The sequence below is a fragment of the Halomonas sp. SL18_1 genome (genome assembly GCF_055755715.1).
Map to the genome: position 1 here is coordinate 1837631 of NZ_JBVTRK010000001.1, position 16021 is coordinate 1853651.

The 16021-nt window shown below is 60.8% G+C and carries 9 protein-coding genes and 3 pseudogenes; 10 read left to right on the forward strand and 2 right to left on the reverse strand.

Annotated elements, in window-relative coordinates; genetic code table 11:
* Positions 1 to 289 precede the first annotated feature (289 nt).
* From ACSJDS_RS09305 to ACSJDS_RS09350, 10 genes and pseudogenes are all read left to right on the forward strand, one after another.
* On the forward strand, positions 290 to 1141 hold the full coding sequence (locus ACSJDS_RS09305) for an alpha/beta hydrolase (protein WP_473033019.1): 852 nt from the start codon (positions 290 to 292) through the stop codon (positions 1139 to 1141).
* 105 nt (positions 1142 to 1246) lie between these two features.
* A complete protein-coding gene (locus tag ACSJDS_RS09310; RefSeq protein ID WP_473033020.1) occupies positions 1247 to 1771 on the forward strand; it encodes a sigma-70 family RNA polymerase sigma factor in 525 nt (174 codons plus the stop codon).
* A gap of 73 nt (positions 1772 to 1844) precedes the next feature.
* Positions 1845 to 2780, forward strand: a complete 936-nt coding sequence (locus ACSJDS_RS09315; protein ID WP_473033021.1) for a FecR domain-containing protein — start codon at positions 1845 to 1847, stop codon at positions 2778 to 2780.
* Between the two features lie 100 nt (positions 2781 to 2880).
* Complete coding sequence (locus ACSJDS_RS09320; RefSeq protein WP_473033022.1) at positions 2881 to 5292, forward strand: TonB-dependent siderophore receptor; 2412 nt, start codon at positions 2881 to 2883, stop codon at positions 5290 to 5292.
* Positions 5286 to 6278: an ABC transporter substrate-binding protein gene (locus ACSJDS_RS09325; protein ID WP_473033023.1), complete on the forward strand. Its 993-nt coding sequence runs from the start codon at positions 5286 to 5288 to the stop codon at positions 6276 to 6278. Before ACSJDS_RS09320 ends, ACSJDS_RS09325 begins: the two co-directional genes overlap by 7 nt.
* 139 nt (positions 6279 to 6417) lie before the next feature.
* Positions 6418 to 8402, forward strand: a pseudogene (gene fhuB, locus ACSJDS_RS09330) (Fe(3+)-hydroxamate ABC transporter permease FhuB).
* A 57-nt stretch (positions 8403 to 8459) separates the two neighbouring features.
* Positions 8460 to 8909: a hypothetical protein gene (locus ACSJDS_RS09335; RefSeq protein WP_473035102.1), complete on the forward strand. Its 450-nt coding sequence runs from the start codon at positions 8460 to 8462 to the stop codon at positions 8907 to 8909.
* Complete coding sequence (fhuF, locus tag ACSJDS_RS09340) at positions 8846 to 9238, forward strand: siderophore-iron reductase FhuF (protein WP_473035011.1); 393 nt, start codon at positions 8846 to 8848, stop codon at positions 9236 to 9238. Before ACSJDS_RS09335 ends, fhuF begins: the two co-directional genes overlap by 64 nt.
* Positions 9239 to 9289: 51 nt before the next feature.
* A pseudogene (locus ACSJDS_RS09345) lies at positions 9290 to 10947 on the forward strand (multidrug ABC transporter permease/ATP-binding protein).
* Between the two features lie 138 nt (positions 10948 to 11085).
* Positions 11086 to 11355 (forward strand): type B 50S ribosomal protein L31, encoded by a 270-nt coding sequence (locus ACSJDS_RS09350; protein WP_473033024.1) that lies wholly within the window; start codon positions 11086 to 11088, stop codon positions 11353 to 11355.
* 243 nt (positions 11356 to 11598) lie between these two features.
* Here the strand turns inward: ACSJDS_RS09350 and ACSJDS_RS09355 are convergent.
* Both ACSJDS_RS09355 and ACSJDS_RS09360 read right to left on the reverse strand, forming a co-directional pair.
* Positions 11599 to 13276 (reverse strand): annotated as a pseudogene (locus ACSJDS_RS09355) (IS1634 family transposase).
* Positions 13277 to 13826: 550 nt separating this feature from the next.
* The gene (locus ACSJDS_RS09360; protein WP_473033025.1) at positions 13827 to 15923 is read right to left on the reverse strand and encodes a TonB-dependent receptor; all 2097 of its coding nucleotides are present in this window, start codon (positions 15921 to 15923) and stop codon (positions 13827 to 13829) included.
* Positions 15924 to 16021 lie beyond the last annotated feature (98 nt).

Consider the following 16021-nt stretch of genomic DNA (forward strand, 5'->3'; position numbering starts at 1 on the left):
ATGTTGTAAAGCGACGCTTCAATGGAGCTTCTATAGGCAGGTAAATCAATAGGTTACTGATTCAAACAGTTGTTGTAGTGCCAATCCTGGAACCCGACTTTCAGGAAAAACAGTCACTTACGCGGTTATCTGTCGAAGTCGGGGATGCTGGCTATTGTTATCGTGGAGCTGGTAGAGCGGTGGTCGGAAGTGTCGGTTATCGATGGTAACTTCACTGATCGGGATAAATCAAAATCATTCATGAGTAATAGGGTGGTTATATGATGGATTCATCGAAAAGATTGCCGTTATGAGAGTGTTCGCGATGTTGGTTGCTGCCTTTATCGTCTGGTCATTCATGGATCGTGGCTATGCCATGGAAGGCAGTCAGCCGGTGGCATTGTCAGGAACGGTCGAATGGAAAATGAAGAATGATCGAGGGGAAACGTATCGCATCATGATCAGCTGTCCCGAAGGGGACGTGCCGAGCTCGGGAGGTTACCCGGTTCTCTATGTGTTGGATGGCAATGCGTACTTTGCCTCTTTTCATTCTGCCAAGCGATCTCTGGAGCGGTTCAGGAATGCGATAATCGTTGGTATCGGTTATCCGGGAGAAGAGCCGCTCAATTTCTTGAGGAGGTCCTACGATTTTTCGCCTCCCGTTTCGGAGCAACCTTCGGATCCACCACAAGGCGGTCAAGATGAATTTCTTGACTTTCTCGAGAGCCGAGTCATGTCTGCCTTAGCCGATCGCTTCACTGTGGATCCGGACCGGCAAGGCTTGTTCGGCCATTCCTTTGGGGGCATGTTCGCCGTCTATGCGTTCTTCACGCGTCCGGAGATGTTCAATCATGTAGTCGCAGTCAGTCCGAGCCTCTGGTGGCGCGACCAGTATCTTCTGAAGTCAGAGCGTGCGTTCCGGGAAAGCGTCGAAGAGGGCGGTGTCGATGCCACCTATAAGAGCCTGGCTTTTATTCTGGCGGAACATGACTCTCCGCAGGTGATACAAGATGCTTGGTTGCTCCAGCGACGTTTGCAGCCGCTATCGGCATGGGGGATACGAAGCAGTGTCCATGTCGAAACCAATAGCAATCACATGTCAGTGCCGTACCAGATAGAGTCCCGCGTATTGAAGGAGGTGCTGTCAGCACGACGGAGCTGACCTAAGATACATTGTTGTAATGTTAATCGTTATCATTTATTGTCGCTGCTATACGGTCACTGCTGCGCTTGCCAGCGGAAATGACAACAAGCGATTGGGTCAGTCATGGGGTATGTCAAGCAACCGCAGGGGCGAGACACGGCTTTCGATACGCTCTATAGCGAGCATCATGGCTGGCTGCGGCGCTGGTTGGGTAGCCGCCTGGGCTGCTCCCATACGGCCGCCGACCTGGCCCATGATACCTATCTGCGCATACTGGCGCGGGGGAGCACCCCCGAGCCTGAGCAGTCACGTCGCTTCCTGACCCAGATCGCCAAGGGCTTGATGGTCGATCATTTCCGACGTCGGCGTATCGAGGCCGCCTACCTGGAAACCCTTAGCCTCATACCGGCGTCGCAGGCGCCGTCGCCGGAGGAGAAGGCGCTCACCGTCGAGGCGCTGGTCGAGATCGATGCGCTGCTCCACGAGCTTCCCGACAAGCCGCGGCGCGCCTTCCTGATGTGCCGGCTGGATGGCCTGAGCTACCGAGAGATCGCCGAGGCACTGGATGTCTCTGTCTCTTCGGTGGAGAAGTATATCGCCCGGGCGCTGTTGGTCTGCCACCACGCCATGCGTGAGTCCGCGCCATGAGTCGCCCGCCCGCTGACGCTCCTCGCAAGTGCCCTTCTCAAGAGGACGTCTCTCAAGACACCCTCTGTCCCGCGTGTTGGAGCAGGCCAGCCTGTGGATGGCAAGGCTATGGAGCGAAAACACCACCGCAGCGCAGCGCGAGGCGTGTCTGCAATGGCGGCAAGCCGCACCAGAGCACGAACGTGCCTGGCAGCAACTGCAGGCCATCGACGTCCGGCTCGGCGCATTGCCGCGCCATGCCGCCCGCAGTGAACTTTTCGAGTCCTCCCGCCAGGTATCACGGCGCGGCCTGCTGCAGTGGGGCGGTCTGGCGGTGTTGCTGGGTAGCCTTGGGTTCGGGCTGCCGCGCACGCCCCAGTGGCAGCGCCAGTTCGCCGATTATGCCACTGCTGTCGGTGAGGCTCGTGAGCTGACCCTAAGTGATGGGACTCGGCTGCGCCTGGACACCGACACGGCGATAAACGTGCACTTCGACATCGACCAGCGGCGTATCCATCTGCTGCGTGGCGAGGTGCTGGTCACCACCGCTGAGGCGCGGGACCCACGCCCCTTTAGCGTGGTGACGCAACAGGGTGCTTCCTTCCCGATCGGGACACGCTTCAGCGTGCATCAGCACCACGACAGTACTCGAGTGCAGGTCTACCAAGGGCAGGTGATGCTGGAGCGCCGCGGTAGTAACCAACGCATGACGCTGGAGGCTGGCCAGCAGGCGGCCATGGGGGCAGAGACGATAACTCCCGGCGAACCGCTGGACCATGCCGTGGAGTCACGCTTCCAGGGGCGGCTAGTGGCCGAGCGCATGCGGGTCGCCGAGGTGGCCGAGACCTTGGCGCGATATCGCCATGGGGTGGTGCGCTACTCACCCGAGGTCGCCGATCTGCGAGTGAACGGCGTCTTCTCCCTGGAGGATACCGATCGCGCCCTGGCCAGCCTCGCCGATGCCCTGTCGCTGGAGGTGGTCTACCGCACGCCGCTGTGGGTCACCATTCAGCCGAGACCTGGTGGATGAAACTGGGCGAAAAAATGTGGCGAAATCATTGAGGGATTCGCGTTCTCGTTCGGAAAAGACGATGTAGACATAAAAACTGCATCACTGAACGGGGATCTTCATGACGACGCAGCAAGCGCACTCACGCTTTATTCGAACGCCGTTGGCGCGAGCCATTCAATATGGTCTGCTGGCCGGTAGCCTGGCCGTTGGTCTGCCCGCGACTGCGCTGGCGCAGGACGCGGCAGGCCAGGGCACGACTACCCAGCAAAGCTATTCCATCGCAGCCGGGCAGCTCGACACGGCCCTCAACCGCTTTGCGGTGATGGCCGGTATCGAGATTGCGTTCGATGCGGCGCTGACCAGCGGCCTGCAGACCGCCGGTCTGCAGGGGCAGTACAGTATCGATGAGGGATTGCAGCGCTTGCTGGCCGGCACCGGGCTTGCCGCCGTGCGCCGCACCGATGGTAGCTATCGGTTGGAAGCACGGCCGACGGATGTCGACCTGCCTCTGGTGCGCGTAGAGGCCGATTGGATGCAAGAGACAGCCTATGGGCCCGTGCAAGGCATCGCCGCCACCCGGAGTGCAACAGGCACCAAAACCGATACGGCGATCATCGAGACGCCGCAGTCCATCTCGGTAGTGAGTCGCGAGGAGTTTCAAAACTACGGGGCGCGGAATTTCACTGAAGCCTTGGCTTACACCGCCGGGATATCAAGACAGGAAGGCGCCGACCGTAGCACTGAATCACTAAGAGTCCGCGGATTCACCGTTGATAGATCTTATCGTGACGGTAGTAAATACCAAGCGAATCTTTACGATGGTCAGCAGGAGCTTTATGGTCTGGAACGACTGGAAGTCTTAAAGGGCCCATCCTCTATTCTTTATGGCGTGGCCTCTCCAGGTGGCATGCTCAATGCTGTGAGTAAACGTCCGACCAGTGAGCCCCTGCGCGAGGTTAATATCGAGGCAGGCAGCTTTGATCGTCGCCAGATCTCTGCTGATTTCTCCGATGCTTTGGATGAGGATGGCGTCTGGTCATACCGCCTGACCATGCTGCACCGGGATAGCGATACGTTTATCGACCATGTGCCGGATGATCGCACCTATATTGCCCCTGCTTTAAAATGGCAACCCAACGAGGATACCTCGCTCACTCTGCTGAGCGAGTATCAGCGCGATCAAACGGCCTATGTTTACGGGCTACCCAACAGTGGCACTATTCTTCCTAACCCGAATGGTCAAATTCCCCGGGAGCGATTTACAGGGGAGCCCGGCTATGATGAGTATGATAACGAGCGCTATTCGATCGGCTACTTGCTTGAGCATGGTTTCTCTAACAGCCTCCGCCTCCGTCATAGTCTGCGTACTTTCCGATCTGATCGAGACTTTCCTCAGATGGGTATTGGTCAGAGTAGCGATCAGAGAATTTATACAAGGAGCGCTCAAGATCGACGCGATGCGTCATCGGGCTTGATCTCAGATACCTCCTTGCAATATGACTGGGAGGCTGGCAATACCGCCAACACCAGCATGATCGGAATAGACTACCTACGACAACGGCACGAAACCGAGCGCTACAACCGTACAGCGCCACCGCTTGACCTCTTTGATCCTGTTTACGGCAGTGGAAATTTCGGCGAACCGGTCCCTTTTGCATGGTCATCCAAGCAACGCAGCGAGCAGGTTGGCTTGTATGCTCAGAATCAGATGAAAATCGCCGAAAAGTGGGTTTTCCTGCTGGGCGGGCGACAGGACTGGACGGAGAGTGAGACCTCGCCCTATTTTGGCCCCACTGAGTGGAATCGCCGTACGGCCAATGCATTCACAGGACGGGTAGGTGGTGTCTATCTAGCCGATAACGGTTTGGCACCCTTTATCAGCTATAGCCAGTCGTTTGAACCTACCAGCGGTACTGATCGCGGAGGGAGTCGGTTTGAGCCTACTAGAGGGGAGCAGTACGAGGTGGGATTTCGTTACCAACCGGATGGCTGGGACACGATGCTAACCGCTGCTGTGTATCAGTTGACTCAAGAGAATGTGCTGACTATCGATCCGGTTGATACTAATTTTAGTACACAGATAGGCGAGGTACGTTCACGCGGTGTCGAGTTGGAAGCGAAGACGGCGATTGGACCCAATGCTAATTTGGTGACGGCCTATGCCTACACAGATGCGCGCACCACGAAGAGCAGTCCTGTGACACCAGGCGAGGAGGGAAAGAGGACGCCTAACACCCCTTATAATCAGTTCTCGCTATGGGGTGACTATCGCTTCTCTGATTTTGGCCTGCCAGGGCTTAAACTCGGCGCTGGGGTGCGCTATATGGGGCCAACCAAGGCGACTTGGGTTGAAGGTGAGGTGCCATCATTTGCACTTCTCGATACACGAGTGAGCTATGAGACAGGGCCATGGATATATGCATTGAATGCCACCAATCTTACTGACAAAACCTATATCGAGTCCTGCACCTATGGATGTTTTTATGGTGAGCCACGAAGCGTTGTGGGGTCAGTAAGTTATCAGTGGTAGCGCTGCGATCAGTAGGAGATGTGGCGGGCGGATCCACCGCCTGTCACTGTTTTTATAAAGTCAGAATAAAAAATATGTTTATGACTTGTGCTGGTGATTTGTCGTCTTTATGTCGAAAAGCAATGTCTCTATCAGGCTTGCTTTTTCTGTCGCTGGCCGTTTCACTAGCTCACGCTGAAGAGATGAAGAAATTCGTCGCCTTCGACTATGCTGTTGCAGATACGCTAAGTGACGTGAAGCAACCGCCCATAGCCCTAGCGGGACTTTTGCAATATAGGAAGTTATACCAAGAAAAATTATTGCCTAACACTCTCGAGCTTGGGAATAGGTTTCAGCCCAATTTTGAGTACTTGGCTTCATTGGAGCCTGATATTATTCTGATATCACCACCGGCCCACTTGAATCTAGAGGATAGGCTTTCCCACATTGCTAATGTGAGATTGATGCGGCTGCTTTGGAGAGAGCAGGAAGTATGGGAAAGCCTGGAAAGCATGACCAGAGAGTTGGGAGAGTTAAGCGATAAGCAGCAGAGGGCCGAGGAGTTAATTAATAATGCCGAAGCCAAGCTGGCAGCAATGGCGGAACAGATTAAAAGGCCTGGAGAGCCACTGTTTATTGCACAGATTATTGATGACCGTCATCTGCGACTCTATGGGCCTGGAAGCTTGGAAGATATGGTTCTCACACGGCTTGGCTTGGAGAATGCCTGGCAAGGTCCTACTAACGACTGGGGTTTCAGTACATTAACCATTTCCGAAGCGTTTCAATTAGAGGGAAGGTTTATCCTGCTTGGTGCGGCTTATGGCTTATCTGATTCTGCCTTGCCAACTGCAGGGCTATGGCAGCATTGGCTGGATGATATGCCAGTCACTGCCCATAGGAATTATTGGCCATGGGGAGGGTTTTTCTCCGCCCTGCGCTTCGCTGAGGCCCTCGTTGACGCGCTGGACGAGGCCGATGACAGTGCCCCGGCGGCCAGCCGCTAATGCGATGTTATCCCGTACGCGTATTTCAATGATAATCGTTTTCAATTAAAATGTGGCCCGGCTGAATCGTCTATGCAAAGGGGGCAGAACGCATGACTGAAGGTAGCTTGTGCCACCGGCGGGAACAGGGGCAGTGGGCATGACGGGGTACGCGATGCGCAGGGGCGCGCCGGCACTTGCCTGCTGGCTGCTGAGCCTGCCGCTGGTGGTGCTGTTCTGGCTGGGCCTGGAGGCCCAGGGCGGTATGGCGTTGGGCTTCAAGGCGCTGTTGTCGCCTTCGTTCGAGGACGTCGACCAACTGCTGCTGCACTATGCGTGGTGGCCACGGCTCTCGGTTGCGCTGCTGGCCGGCGGCGGCCTGGCGCTGGCTGGGGTGCTGATGCAGCAGGTGCTGCGCAACCCGCTGGCGTCGCCTACCACCCTGGGGGTGGCCTCGGGGGCCAACCTGGCGTTGATGACGGCGACCCTGCTGGCGCCGGGGCTGCTGGCCGTTGGCCGCGAGTGGGTGGCGCTGGCCGGTGGTGCCTTGGCGGTGGGGCTGGTGTTCATGCTGGCCTGGCGGCGCGGTTTGGCGCCGATCGTGGTGGTGCTGGCCGGGCTGGTGGTGAACCTCTACCTGGGCGCGTTGGCCACCGCGCTGCTGCTGTTCAATCATGAGGCGCTGTCGGGGCTGTTGATCTGGGGCGCCGGCTCACTGGCTCAGAATGGCTGGGATGGCGTGGCGATTCTTTGGCCGCGGATGGCCATCAGCTGCGTGCTGGCCTGGTTCCTGCTGCGCCCGTTGGCGGTGCTGGAACTGGACGATGCCAGCGCCAAGAGCCTGGGGGTGTCGCTTACCCATCTGCGCTTTGCGGGCATGGGGCTGGCGGTCTTCATCACCGGCAGTATCGTCAGTGTGGTGGGCATCATCGGCTTTATCGGCTTGGCCGCGCCCAATATCGTGCGCCTGGCGGGGGCGCGTCGCCTTAGCGAGCGCTTGCTGTGGGGCACGCTGCTGGGGGCGGTGCTGCTGGCCACCACCGACTTGCTGCTGCAGAACTTCAGCGGCCTGGTGCCGATGCTGATTCCTACCGGTGCGGTGACCGGCGCCCTGGGGGCGCCGCTGTTAATGTGGCTGATCCCACGCCTCAAGTTGCACGGCAACAAGGCGCCCCAGCCGTCGGCCGTGATCGCGAGCCGGCATCCTGCTCCCAGGCGCCTGGCCACGCGCCTGGCCATTGGTTTGCTGTTGGCTGCCGCCCTGGGCCTGCTACTGGGGCAGGGGGTGAATGGCTGGTACTGGCTGTCGCCGGATAACTGGAACGTGATGCAGTGGCGTATGCCCCGGGTGCTGGCGGCGGCGGCCAGCGGCTTGATGCTGGCAGTGGCCGGCACCTTGCTGCAGCGCCTCTCCGCCAACCCCATGGCCAGCCCCGAGGTGCTGGGTATCAGCGGTGGCTGTGCGATTGCCCTGATCCTGGGGATCTTCCTGCTGCCCGCGCCGACCAGCGGCATGCTGGTCGGGGTCGGCACCCTGGGGCCTTTGCCACGCTGCTGATCCTGGTGGCACTCAATCGCCGCAGCGGCTTCGTACCGGAGCGCCTGCTGCTCACCGGGGTAGCGGTCACGGCGCTGTTCGATGCGGTGCGCAGCGTGATGCTGGCAGGCGGTGATCCCCGTGGGCAGCAGGTGATCGCCTGGCTGGCGGGCTCTACCTATTACGTCGATCTTACCAGCGCCCTGGTGGTCGGGACGCTGGCCGCGTTACTCACGCTGTGCACCCTGCCGCTGACCCGCTGGCTGGACATTCTCCCCCTGGGGGCGCCCACCACGCTGGCGCTGGGCATTGCCCTCAATCGTGCTCGCCTGGTGCTGCTGCTGCTGGTGGCCCTGCTCACGGCCTGCGCCACCCTGGTGGTGGGCCCGCTCTCCTTCGTCGGGCTGTTGGCGCCGCACATGGCCAGGTTGCTGGGGCTGTCACGCGCCCGCCATCACCTGCTGGGTGCGGCACTGGTGGGCATGCTGCTGATGGTGCTGGCCGACTGGCTGGGTCGCCAGGTGATCTTCCCCTACGACATGCCGGCCGGGCTGGTCGCGTCGCTGATCGGTGGCGCCTATTTCATGTGGGGGCTGCGCAGGCTGTGAGGTGTGGCCGCTCATGGCCAGCCAGAGATGATGGTGCACTGAAGAGAGGAGGCGGATATGACAGGGATGGCGGAGTTGCCGGTGTACCGCAACGATGCGGCCGAAGCGCTGCTGTCACTCTATCGGCAGCCACCCCTCGACAGGCTCAAGGCGCCCCGCTTTGGGGTGCCGGAGGGGCCGACCACCGCGATGTCCGACCTGCTCGAGCCTGGGATGCTGGAGGAGACGATACGCCGCTTTACGGCCACCTTCGGCGAGGGGGCCGACCGCAAGGCGGCGGCCTCGATCTGGTCGAAACACCACTTCAGCGGCGTTTCGATCCCCACCCTGGCGGCCAATCTGCTGCTGGGCCAGGCGCTGCCGGTAGGTCTCGAGCAGATGCGCCTCGAGCTTGGCGACAGGGGCAGCCGGCGCATATCTGGCTACCAGATGGCGGCGAACCGCTGCCTTCGCAGCTCCCCTCGGCGCGCTTTGACTATCTGTTCGACGCGCACTGCGCGCCGCTGATCGAGGCGCTGGCAGCGGTCTCCGGTCTGGCGCCCAAGGTGTTCTGGAGCAACCTGGGGCACTACGTGGAGTTCGTGGGAAAGACCTGCTCGCAGCATCCTGAATTTAGCGGGGCGGGGGAGCCGCTGTTGCGCTATCTCGACACCAAGACGCTCACTGATGGGCGTCGCAACCCGCTCTACCAGCCGGTGCGCTATCTCGAGCTGGGCGGTGAGACCCCCACCCGGGTGCGGCGACTCTGCTGCGTCAAGTATCGGCTGCCCGATGAGCCGCTGTGCGGCGGCTGCCCGCTGAAGCCGGAAAACAAACCGGCCAAGAAACGCCATTAAGGCGGCGCGACACGCTGCTGCGCGTTCAACTCTTTGAAGGAGCCAAGGGTAATGGAGCTGTTCAGGATCGTATGGCGGGATTACCGCTGGCCATTCGTGGCCGTGGTGGTGCTGAGTCTGGCCAGTGCGGGACTAGGCATTGGGGTCATCGCCTTTATCAATCAGCGGCTGTTGGGTATCTTTCCCGACCCCTGGCGAATCCTGCCGGAGTTCCTGGGCCTGATCACGCTGTTGTTGGTGATCACCCTGGCGTCGCAGCTGGCCTTGACTACCCTGGGCCACCACTTCGTGTTCCGGCTGCGCGGGCAGTTGATCAAGCGCATCCTGGACACCGACATCGAGCGCGTCGAGCAGATCGGCAGCGCCCGCCTGCTGGCTAGCCTGTCTACCGATGTGCGCTATATCACCGTAGCCTTCGTGCGCTTGCCGGAGCTGGTGCAGGGTGGGGTGCTGACCGTGGGGGCCTGCCTCTACCTGGGCTGGCTGTCGCCCTCGATATTGGCGGTGACGGTGTTATGGACCGCGGTCACCGTGGCGGTCTGTATGCGACTTGTCACCTGGGTCTACCAGCATATGGCCAAGCTGCGCGAAGTCGAGGACCGGCTCTACGCGGACTATCAGTCGGTGATCGAGGGGCGCAAGGAGCTGGCGCTCAACCGCGACCGGGCCAAGTGGCTCTATCGTGACGTCTATACGCCCAATGCCGATGCCTATCGGCACCATATCGTGCGCGGCGACACCTACCACCTCAGCGCGATCAACTGGTTCAATATCATGATGCTGGGCGCCATCGGCGTGGTGTTCTTCTGGCCAATGGCCTGGGCTGGGCGTCGGTGCAGGTGGCGACCACGTTCTCGCTCACGCTGCTCTTTCTGCGTGCCCCCTTGATCCAGGCGGTGGGGGCCGTGCCGACGCTGATCAACGCCCGGGTGGCGTTCGAGAAGTTGAGTTCGCTGGCCCTGGCGGATTACCGCGATAGCTTCGATAGCGATACTCGGCGCCACGGCTGGCAGGAGATCGTCCTCGAGCAGGTGACCTATCGCTACCCCGAAGAGGAGGCGCGGCCGGGCTTTGCGATAGGGCCTATCGACCTGACCCTGCGGCGCGGCGAGGTGGTGTTTCTGATCGGCGGCAACGGCAGTGGCAAGTCGACCCTGGCACGCTTGCTCACCGGGCTCTACCAGCCCCAGGGCGGAGTGGTGCGGGTCGATGGCCGGGCGCTGCAGGAGGCGGATTGGGTGACCTACCGCCAGCACTTCTCGGCGATCTATACCGACCTGCACCTGTTCGACCGCCTGATGGGGCCGGGAGGCGAGTCGCCCGATGCGACGCTGGTGGAGGAGTGGCTGGCCGCCCTGGGCATGCACAGCAAGCTCGACATCGAAGACGATCGCGTCACCAATATCAATCTCTCCCAGGGGCAGCGCAAGCGCCTGGCGATGCTGCTGGCGGTGGCCGAGCACCGTGACCTTCTGCTGCTCGACGAGTGGGCCGCCGACCAGGACCCGCAGTTCCGGCGGGTTTTCTATCGCGAGCTGTTGCCGCGTCTGCGGGCGCTGGGCAAGACACTGGTGGTGATCAGCCACGATGACCACTATTTCGACCAGGCCGACCGCCTGCTGGAGATGCGCGGCGGTCAGCTGCATGAGCTGACCGGAGAGGAGCGTAAGGCGGCGAGCAGGGATGCAGTCGCCAGGGTGGAGCAGTAGGCACGACCTTTCAGCCTCCCTTGCCGTGGATACCCAGATAGCGCCTCGCCGCTGGTGCGGCTGGGGCTCGGCGAGGGGCTTTACATAGCAATGAGAATCATATTTAATTGATATGTTATCTCATAACGCGAGGCCGACATGAAACAAGGTATTCATCCCGACTATGACTATGTGGTGTTCCGCGATACCAGCTGCGGTGCCACCTTCCTTATCCGCTCTACCTGCAAGTCGGACAAGACCATCGAGTGGGAGAATGGCAAGACCTATCCGCTGGTCGATCTCGATGTCTCCAGCGCTTCCCATCCGTTCTATACCGGCGAGCAGCGTCGTGTCTCCGCCGAGGGCCGGGTGGCGCGCTTCCAGCAGCGTTTCGGTAAGTTCTCCGCCAAGTCCCCCGAGTCGCGTTAAGGAGCGGTGTTCAGGCCGCGGGCAGGGCCTCCACCAGAAGCTCGGCGAAGCGCCGTGCCGAGGGCAGGGCGCCAAAGCTCCATGCCGCTGGCAGCGTAATATAGCTGCCGTCGCGGACGCTGGGTAAATGTTGCCATAGCGCACTGCAGCGGAGTTTTTCCTCGACGCCGGTGGGGTACCCGAGTTCGACAGTTATAAGCGTAAACCACTGATTAGCCTGGAAACATGCTTTCAAAATTGGCACTACAAGCGGGATGCAGTCGGTGCCGGCAGGCCAATGGCCTCGAAAAGGTCGCGTTGTTCAGGCTTCAGCTTGGTCAGGCCGCTCGCCGTCTCACGACGGTGAAGCAGGACCTGGTGGAACTGGATCTTGCGGGCCATTTCCAGTGCCCGCGTCGGCGACAGCGGATGATTGCTGGCCTTCAGCCGCAGCCTCAGTACCCGGTAAAGCACTAGGGCAAGGAAGCAGATCAAGGCATGGACGCGGATGCGATCCGGCAACCGGTGGTAGACCGGGGCGATCTCGATGTCGCTCTTCAGCACCCGGAAACCGCGCTCGATATCGGCCAGTGCCCGGTAGCGCTCCACGATCTGCTCGGGCTCATGGTCGGCCATGTTGGTGACCAGCAGCAGTTTGCCATCCAGCATGCGGGCGCGATCGAGGGCTCGCTGATCGAGCACATAGTTGAACGTCTCGGCGGTCAGATCGACTTTGAAAATGTGGCCGAGATGGGCGTCAGTGACGGCCTTGTAGAATCTTGCCGTCACGCCGGCATCGGAGAGCTTTCTGCCACGATAGCGGCGCCCGGCATCCTGGTTGTCCAGCTTTTCGAACCACTGGCGAGCGTCGGCCTGGAGCGCCTCGATCTTCTGATCGCGCGCAGCCGTCTGCACCTTGGCCACTTCAGGCCGGTGCGCCACGATCAACCGATGATCCTTCCAGGCCATCTCGCCGTAGGCTTCGCTATCGGCGTCCTGACAGTGCGTTTGATGGAACGCCTTCAACAGGTCATCGAACTCGCCATAACGGCGGCCCGGCACCGCCAGAATGAATTCGAGGGGCGCCCCTCGATCCTCACGGCGGACAGGGCTTCCAGATTGTCTAGAGAGCAGCCCCCGGTCCGCCACCAGCACGACGCGCCGCACGTTGAAGCGCTTGGTCACGGTCTCGATGGTTGGCAGCAGCGTCTTCGGTTTCCGCCGCATTGCCATCGAAGACTTCATGGTGGATGGGCAGGCCTTCCGCCGTCTGCACGACACCCAGCATGAACTGTCGGGCGATCCCGCCCTCCTTCGAAGGGCCGTAGTGGCGGACGTCACTGTCGAGCGAGGTCTTGCCCTCTGCCCGGATCGTGGTGAGGTCATAGAAGACGATCGACAGCTCTTGATCGATTAGCGGCTTGAGCTGTTGTGCCAGCACGTCATTGAGGGCTTCGCTGCAATCCGAGAGGGTGTCCATGGTGCGCAGCAGGTGCTGATGACGGATCGAGGCCGTGTCGACATCAGGCACCAAGACATCCTCCAACCAGCGGAGTACGCCGAGCTTGGATTCCGGGTCACAGAGGCGGTTGAACACCATGATCCGCAGCAGCCGCTCGGCATCGAACTGGCGCTTGCTGCGCAAGACACGCCGGAAGGCGTCATCCAGGCCAAGCTCTTTCCAGAGTGACGTCAGCAGCCAGGTATCACCAACCGAACGCGCCGGCGCGAAGTCAGTCTCGCCGGTGCCTTCTTCGAGCGTCGGCTGGCCGGAGACGCGCAGCAGGCCATTGATCAGCGCGCTGGATTCGCCGGCGGTGACGGTCTCCAGGCGTCCCAGCGTGGCGATCACGCGTTGGCGCGGCTTGCCGGCCTCGTCACGGTAGGACTCGACAAGCTTCACGTAGCGGCGCGGGCCGGATTTGGTGACTTTGACGAACATGTCATCACGATAGACCGGCCAAACCACGGATGGCAAGACACCATGAGAAAAACGTGTCACTACAAGGAATTCGAATGGATTTTGCTAAGCCACTGATTTTTCAGAGTGCGGACACCGATTTCAGGCCAAAATCGGGCTGAAAGTGTCGAACTCGGGGGTAGGCGCCACCACGCCTCGTGCGTTGTGGTGGTCGGCGACCCGCCCCCCCCCCAGAAGGGGCTGCCCAGCAGGAACAGCATCGATCCCAGCAGGATCAACCCGGCCCACTGCGAGAATGGCAGGCCGAAGCGTTCCACTAGCACTGGCAGTGCGACCAGCAGACCGTTCTGGCCGTGGCCGAGCAGTGCCGCCCAGGCGCTGATTCGCCATAGGGGGAAGAGGCATGGCCAGTCCTTGGTAAATACAGTTGAGAGTAGTTATCATCTGGGCGGTTGCCGTCAAGGCGGGAAATGTTTCGGCTTGTGAAATAGGGGGCGTGAGCGGGCACGAGAAACGCCCACCAAGAGGGTGGGCGTGAGGCGAACGAGTGGTATTGCGATGAAGGCGGGGATCAGTAGTCCATCGACCAGGTCAGGCTGTAGGTACGCCCGCGGCCCTGGTAGTCGTAGAGGTACTCCGGGCCGTAGTAGGGCGAATAGAACATCGCCGCGCGCTGGCCCCAGACGGTGGAGTAACTCTCGTCGAGCAGGTTCTGCACACCGAGGCTGAACTTGCCGACGTCGGTTTGTTGGCTGAGTGCCAGATCCAGTGTGGTATTACCGTCGATCTTACGATCGGCATCGTCCTTCAGGTCGAAGGTGTGGTTGACCTGCAGGCGTGCCGAGCGAACCCGATTGTGCCAGCCGACAAAAGCCGTGGCCGAGGAGAGCGAGGAGTCACGGGCGTCGCGCTTCTCCCACTCACCGACGTCGTTCTCCCGTTCGGAGCGCACCAGGTGCAGGCTGCCGCCAGCCTCGATGCCGTTATCGAAGTAGCGGGTCAAAGCGCCCTCGAGGCCGTAGTCGCGCTTTTTGTCGTCGATCACGTCGACGCTCAGGTCGCCGCTGTTGACCTCCAGTGCCTTGTCGGACCAGGCGTAATAGGCCGCCGCCTGGGCCACCCACTCCCCGCCCCGGTAGCGCCAGCCGAGCTCGACCTGATCGGTCTCGATGGCAGAGAGCGGATTCTCATCGACGCTGATGCCCGGCCGACCGTAGTACTTGGCCGGGTCGGGGAGCTCGAACCCCTGGCTGTAGCGCAGCCAGTTCTGGTGGCCGTTGCCGTAGTCGTAGAGCACGCTGGCGTTGAGCAGGGTGGCGTCGTAGTCGTTCTCGCCGCCGGGAATGTCGTTGAAGTCGTCGACCTCGACGTCGGAATGCTGGCGCCGGACACCGGCGGAGAGCTTGAGGGCGTCTGTCGCCTGCCAGTCGGTCTGGGCGAAGGCGGTGAGGCTGTCGACCCGGTAACCGGGATAGCGCGGCGCGATGCTGGCCTGCTCCTGTACCAGGCCGCCGGTTGCATCGGACACGGCCTTGTCGAAGGTCATCTGGCTGGCATAGAAGCTCTCGCGGTCGAGATCCAGGCCATAGGTAAGGTCGACTCGGTCGGTCAAGCGAGCGTCGAACAGCGCCTTGAGGCCACTGAGGTCGGTATTTTGTTGGGAGGCGCGGAATTCGGAGCCTCCGCTGATGGGGTAAGGGAAGGCCTGGAAGCTGGCCTCCTCCTGGCGATGGAAGGCCTGTAGGTAGAAGTTCTGCCCCAGCAGGTCGCCGTGATGGTACTGCAGGTTGAGCATCATGCGGTCGGTGGCCGGATCGCGGTCGGAGCGATAGCCGTCGCGGATCTGGGCATCCTCCAGGCTGGGGCTGTCGGCGGCGAGGTGCGGAAAGTAGACGCCACGGTCGCCCTCGTAGCCCGACCGGTAAAGCTGGGCGCCCAGTTCCAGGGTCTGATTGTCGTCCAGGCTGAAGGTGAGGTTGCCGAGCAGGTCGATGCTGCGGTTGTCCTGCAGGTCGGTCTGGGCGATATCGGGGAAGATCTCGTCGCCGCGGCCGTCGTACTGGCGGCCGTTGTCCTGAAAGGCGGTGCCCAGGTAAGCCTGAACCCGCTCGTTGCCGCCGCTGACCGACTGCGCAATGCGCTTGTCGAGGTCGTCGCTGTCATTGAAGCCGGTGGTGATGCCGACCTCGGTGCGCCAGCCTGGGCCGCCGGCCCGGCCCTTGCGGGTAATGATATTGATGATGCCGCCGGTGGCGCCGCCGCCATAGAGACTGCTGGCACCCGAGAGCACCTCGATGCGCTCGATGTTGAAGGGATCGATGGCGTCGAACTGGCGGGACAGGCCCCGGGAACTGTTCATCGACATTCCGTCGATCAGCACCTGCACGTTGCGCCCACGCAGGTTCTGGCCATAGTTGGTGCGGCCCTGGGGGGCCATGTCGAGCCCTGGGACGAGCCTGCCCAGGGCGGTCTTGAGATCGGCGCCGGCTTCAATCTGCTGCTGCAGCTCCTTCTTCTCGAGTATCCATGCCGCACCGGGTATCTGGCTGATCTGGGTGGGGGTGCGTGATCCTACCACGACCATGGTTTCCTGCGGTTCCTGAGCCTGCAGGGTCATGGTCGCCGAGCCGGCGACCACGGCGAAACCAAGGGGCACTCGCTTCTTCATGGGGTTCCCTTGCCTGGAAGATGTGAATGGTTCTTGCTGGAAGTGGGCAAGCATAGCATTGAAAAATATGATATCAATGATACTCATTCATATTAAAG

Bases quoted from the DNA above. Each gene is read 5' to 3' on its own strand.
- ACSJDS_RS09305 (WP_473033019.1), top strand. From the start codon at position 290: ATGAGAGTGTTCGCGATGTTGGTTGCTGCCTTTATCGTCTGGTCATTC.
- ACSJDS_RS09310 (WP_473033020.1), top strand. From the start codon at position 1,247: ATGGGGTATGTCAAGCAACCGCAGGGGCGAGACACGGCTTTCGATACG.
- ACSJDS_RS09320 (WP_473033022.1), top strand. From the start codon at position 2,881: ATGACGACGCAGCAAGCGCACTCACGCTTTATTCGAACGCCGTTGGCG.
- ACSJDS_RS09335 (WP_473035102.1), top strand. From the start codon at position 8,460: ATGACAGGGATGGCGGAGTTGCCGGTGTACCGCAACGATGCGGCCGAA.
- ACSJDS_RS09350 (WP_473033024.1), top strand. From the start codon at position 11,086: ATGAAACAAGGTATTCATCCCGACTATGACTATGTGGTGTTCCGCGAT.
- ACSJDS_RS09360 (WP_473033025.1), bottom strand. From the start codon at position 15,923: ATGAAGAAGCGAGTGCCCCTTGGTTTCGCCGTGGTCGCCGGCTCGGCG.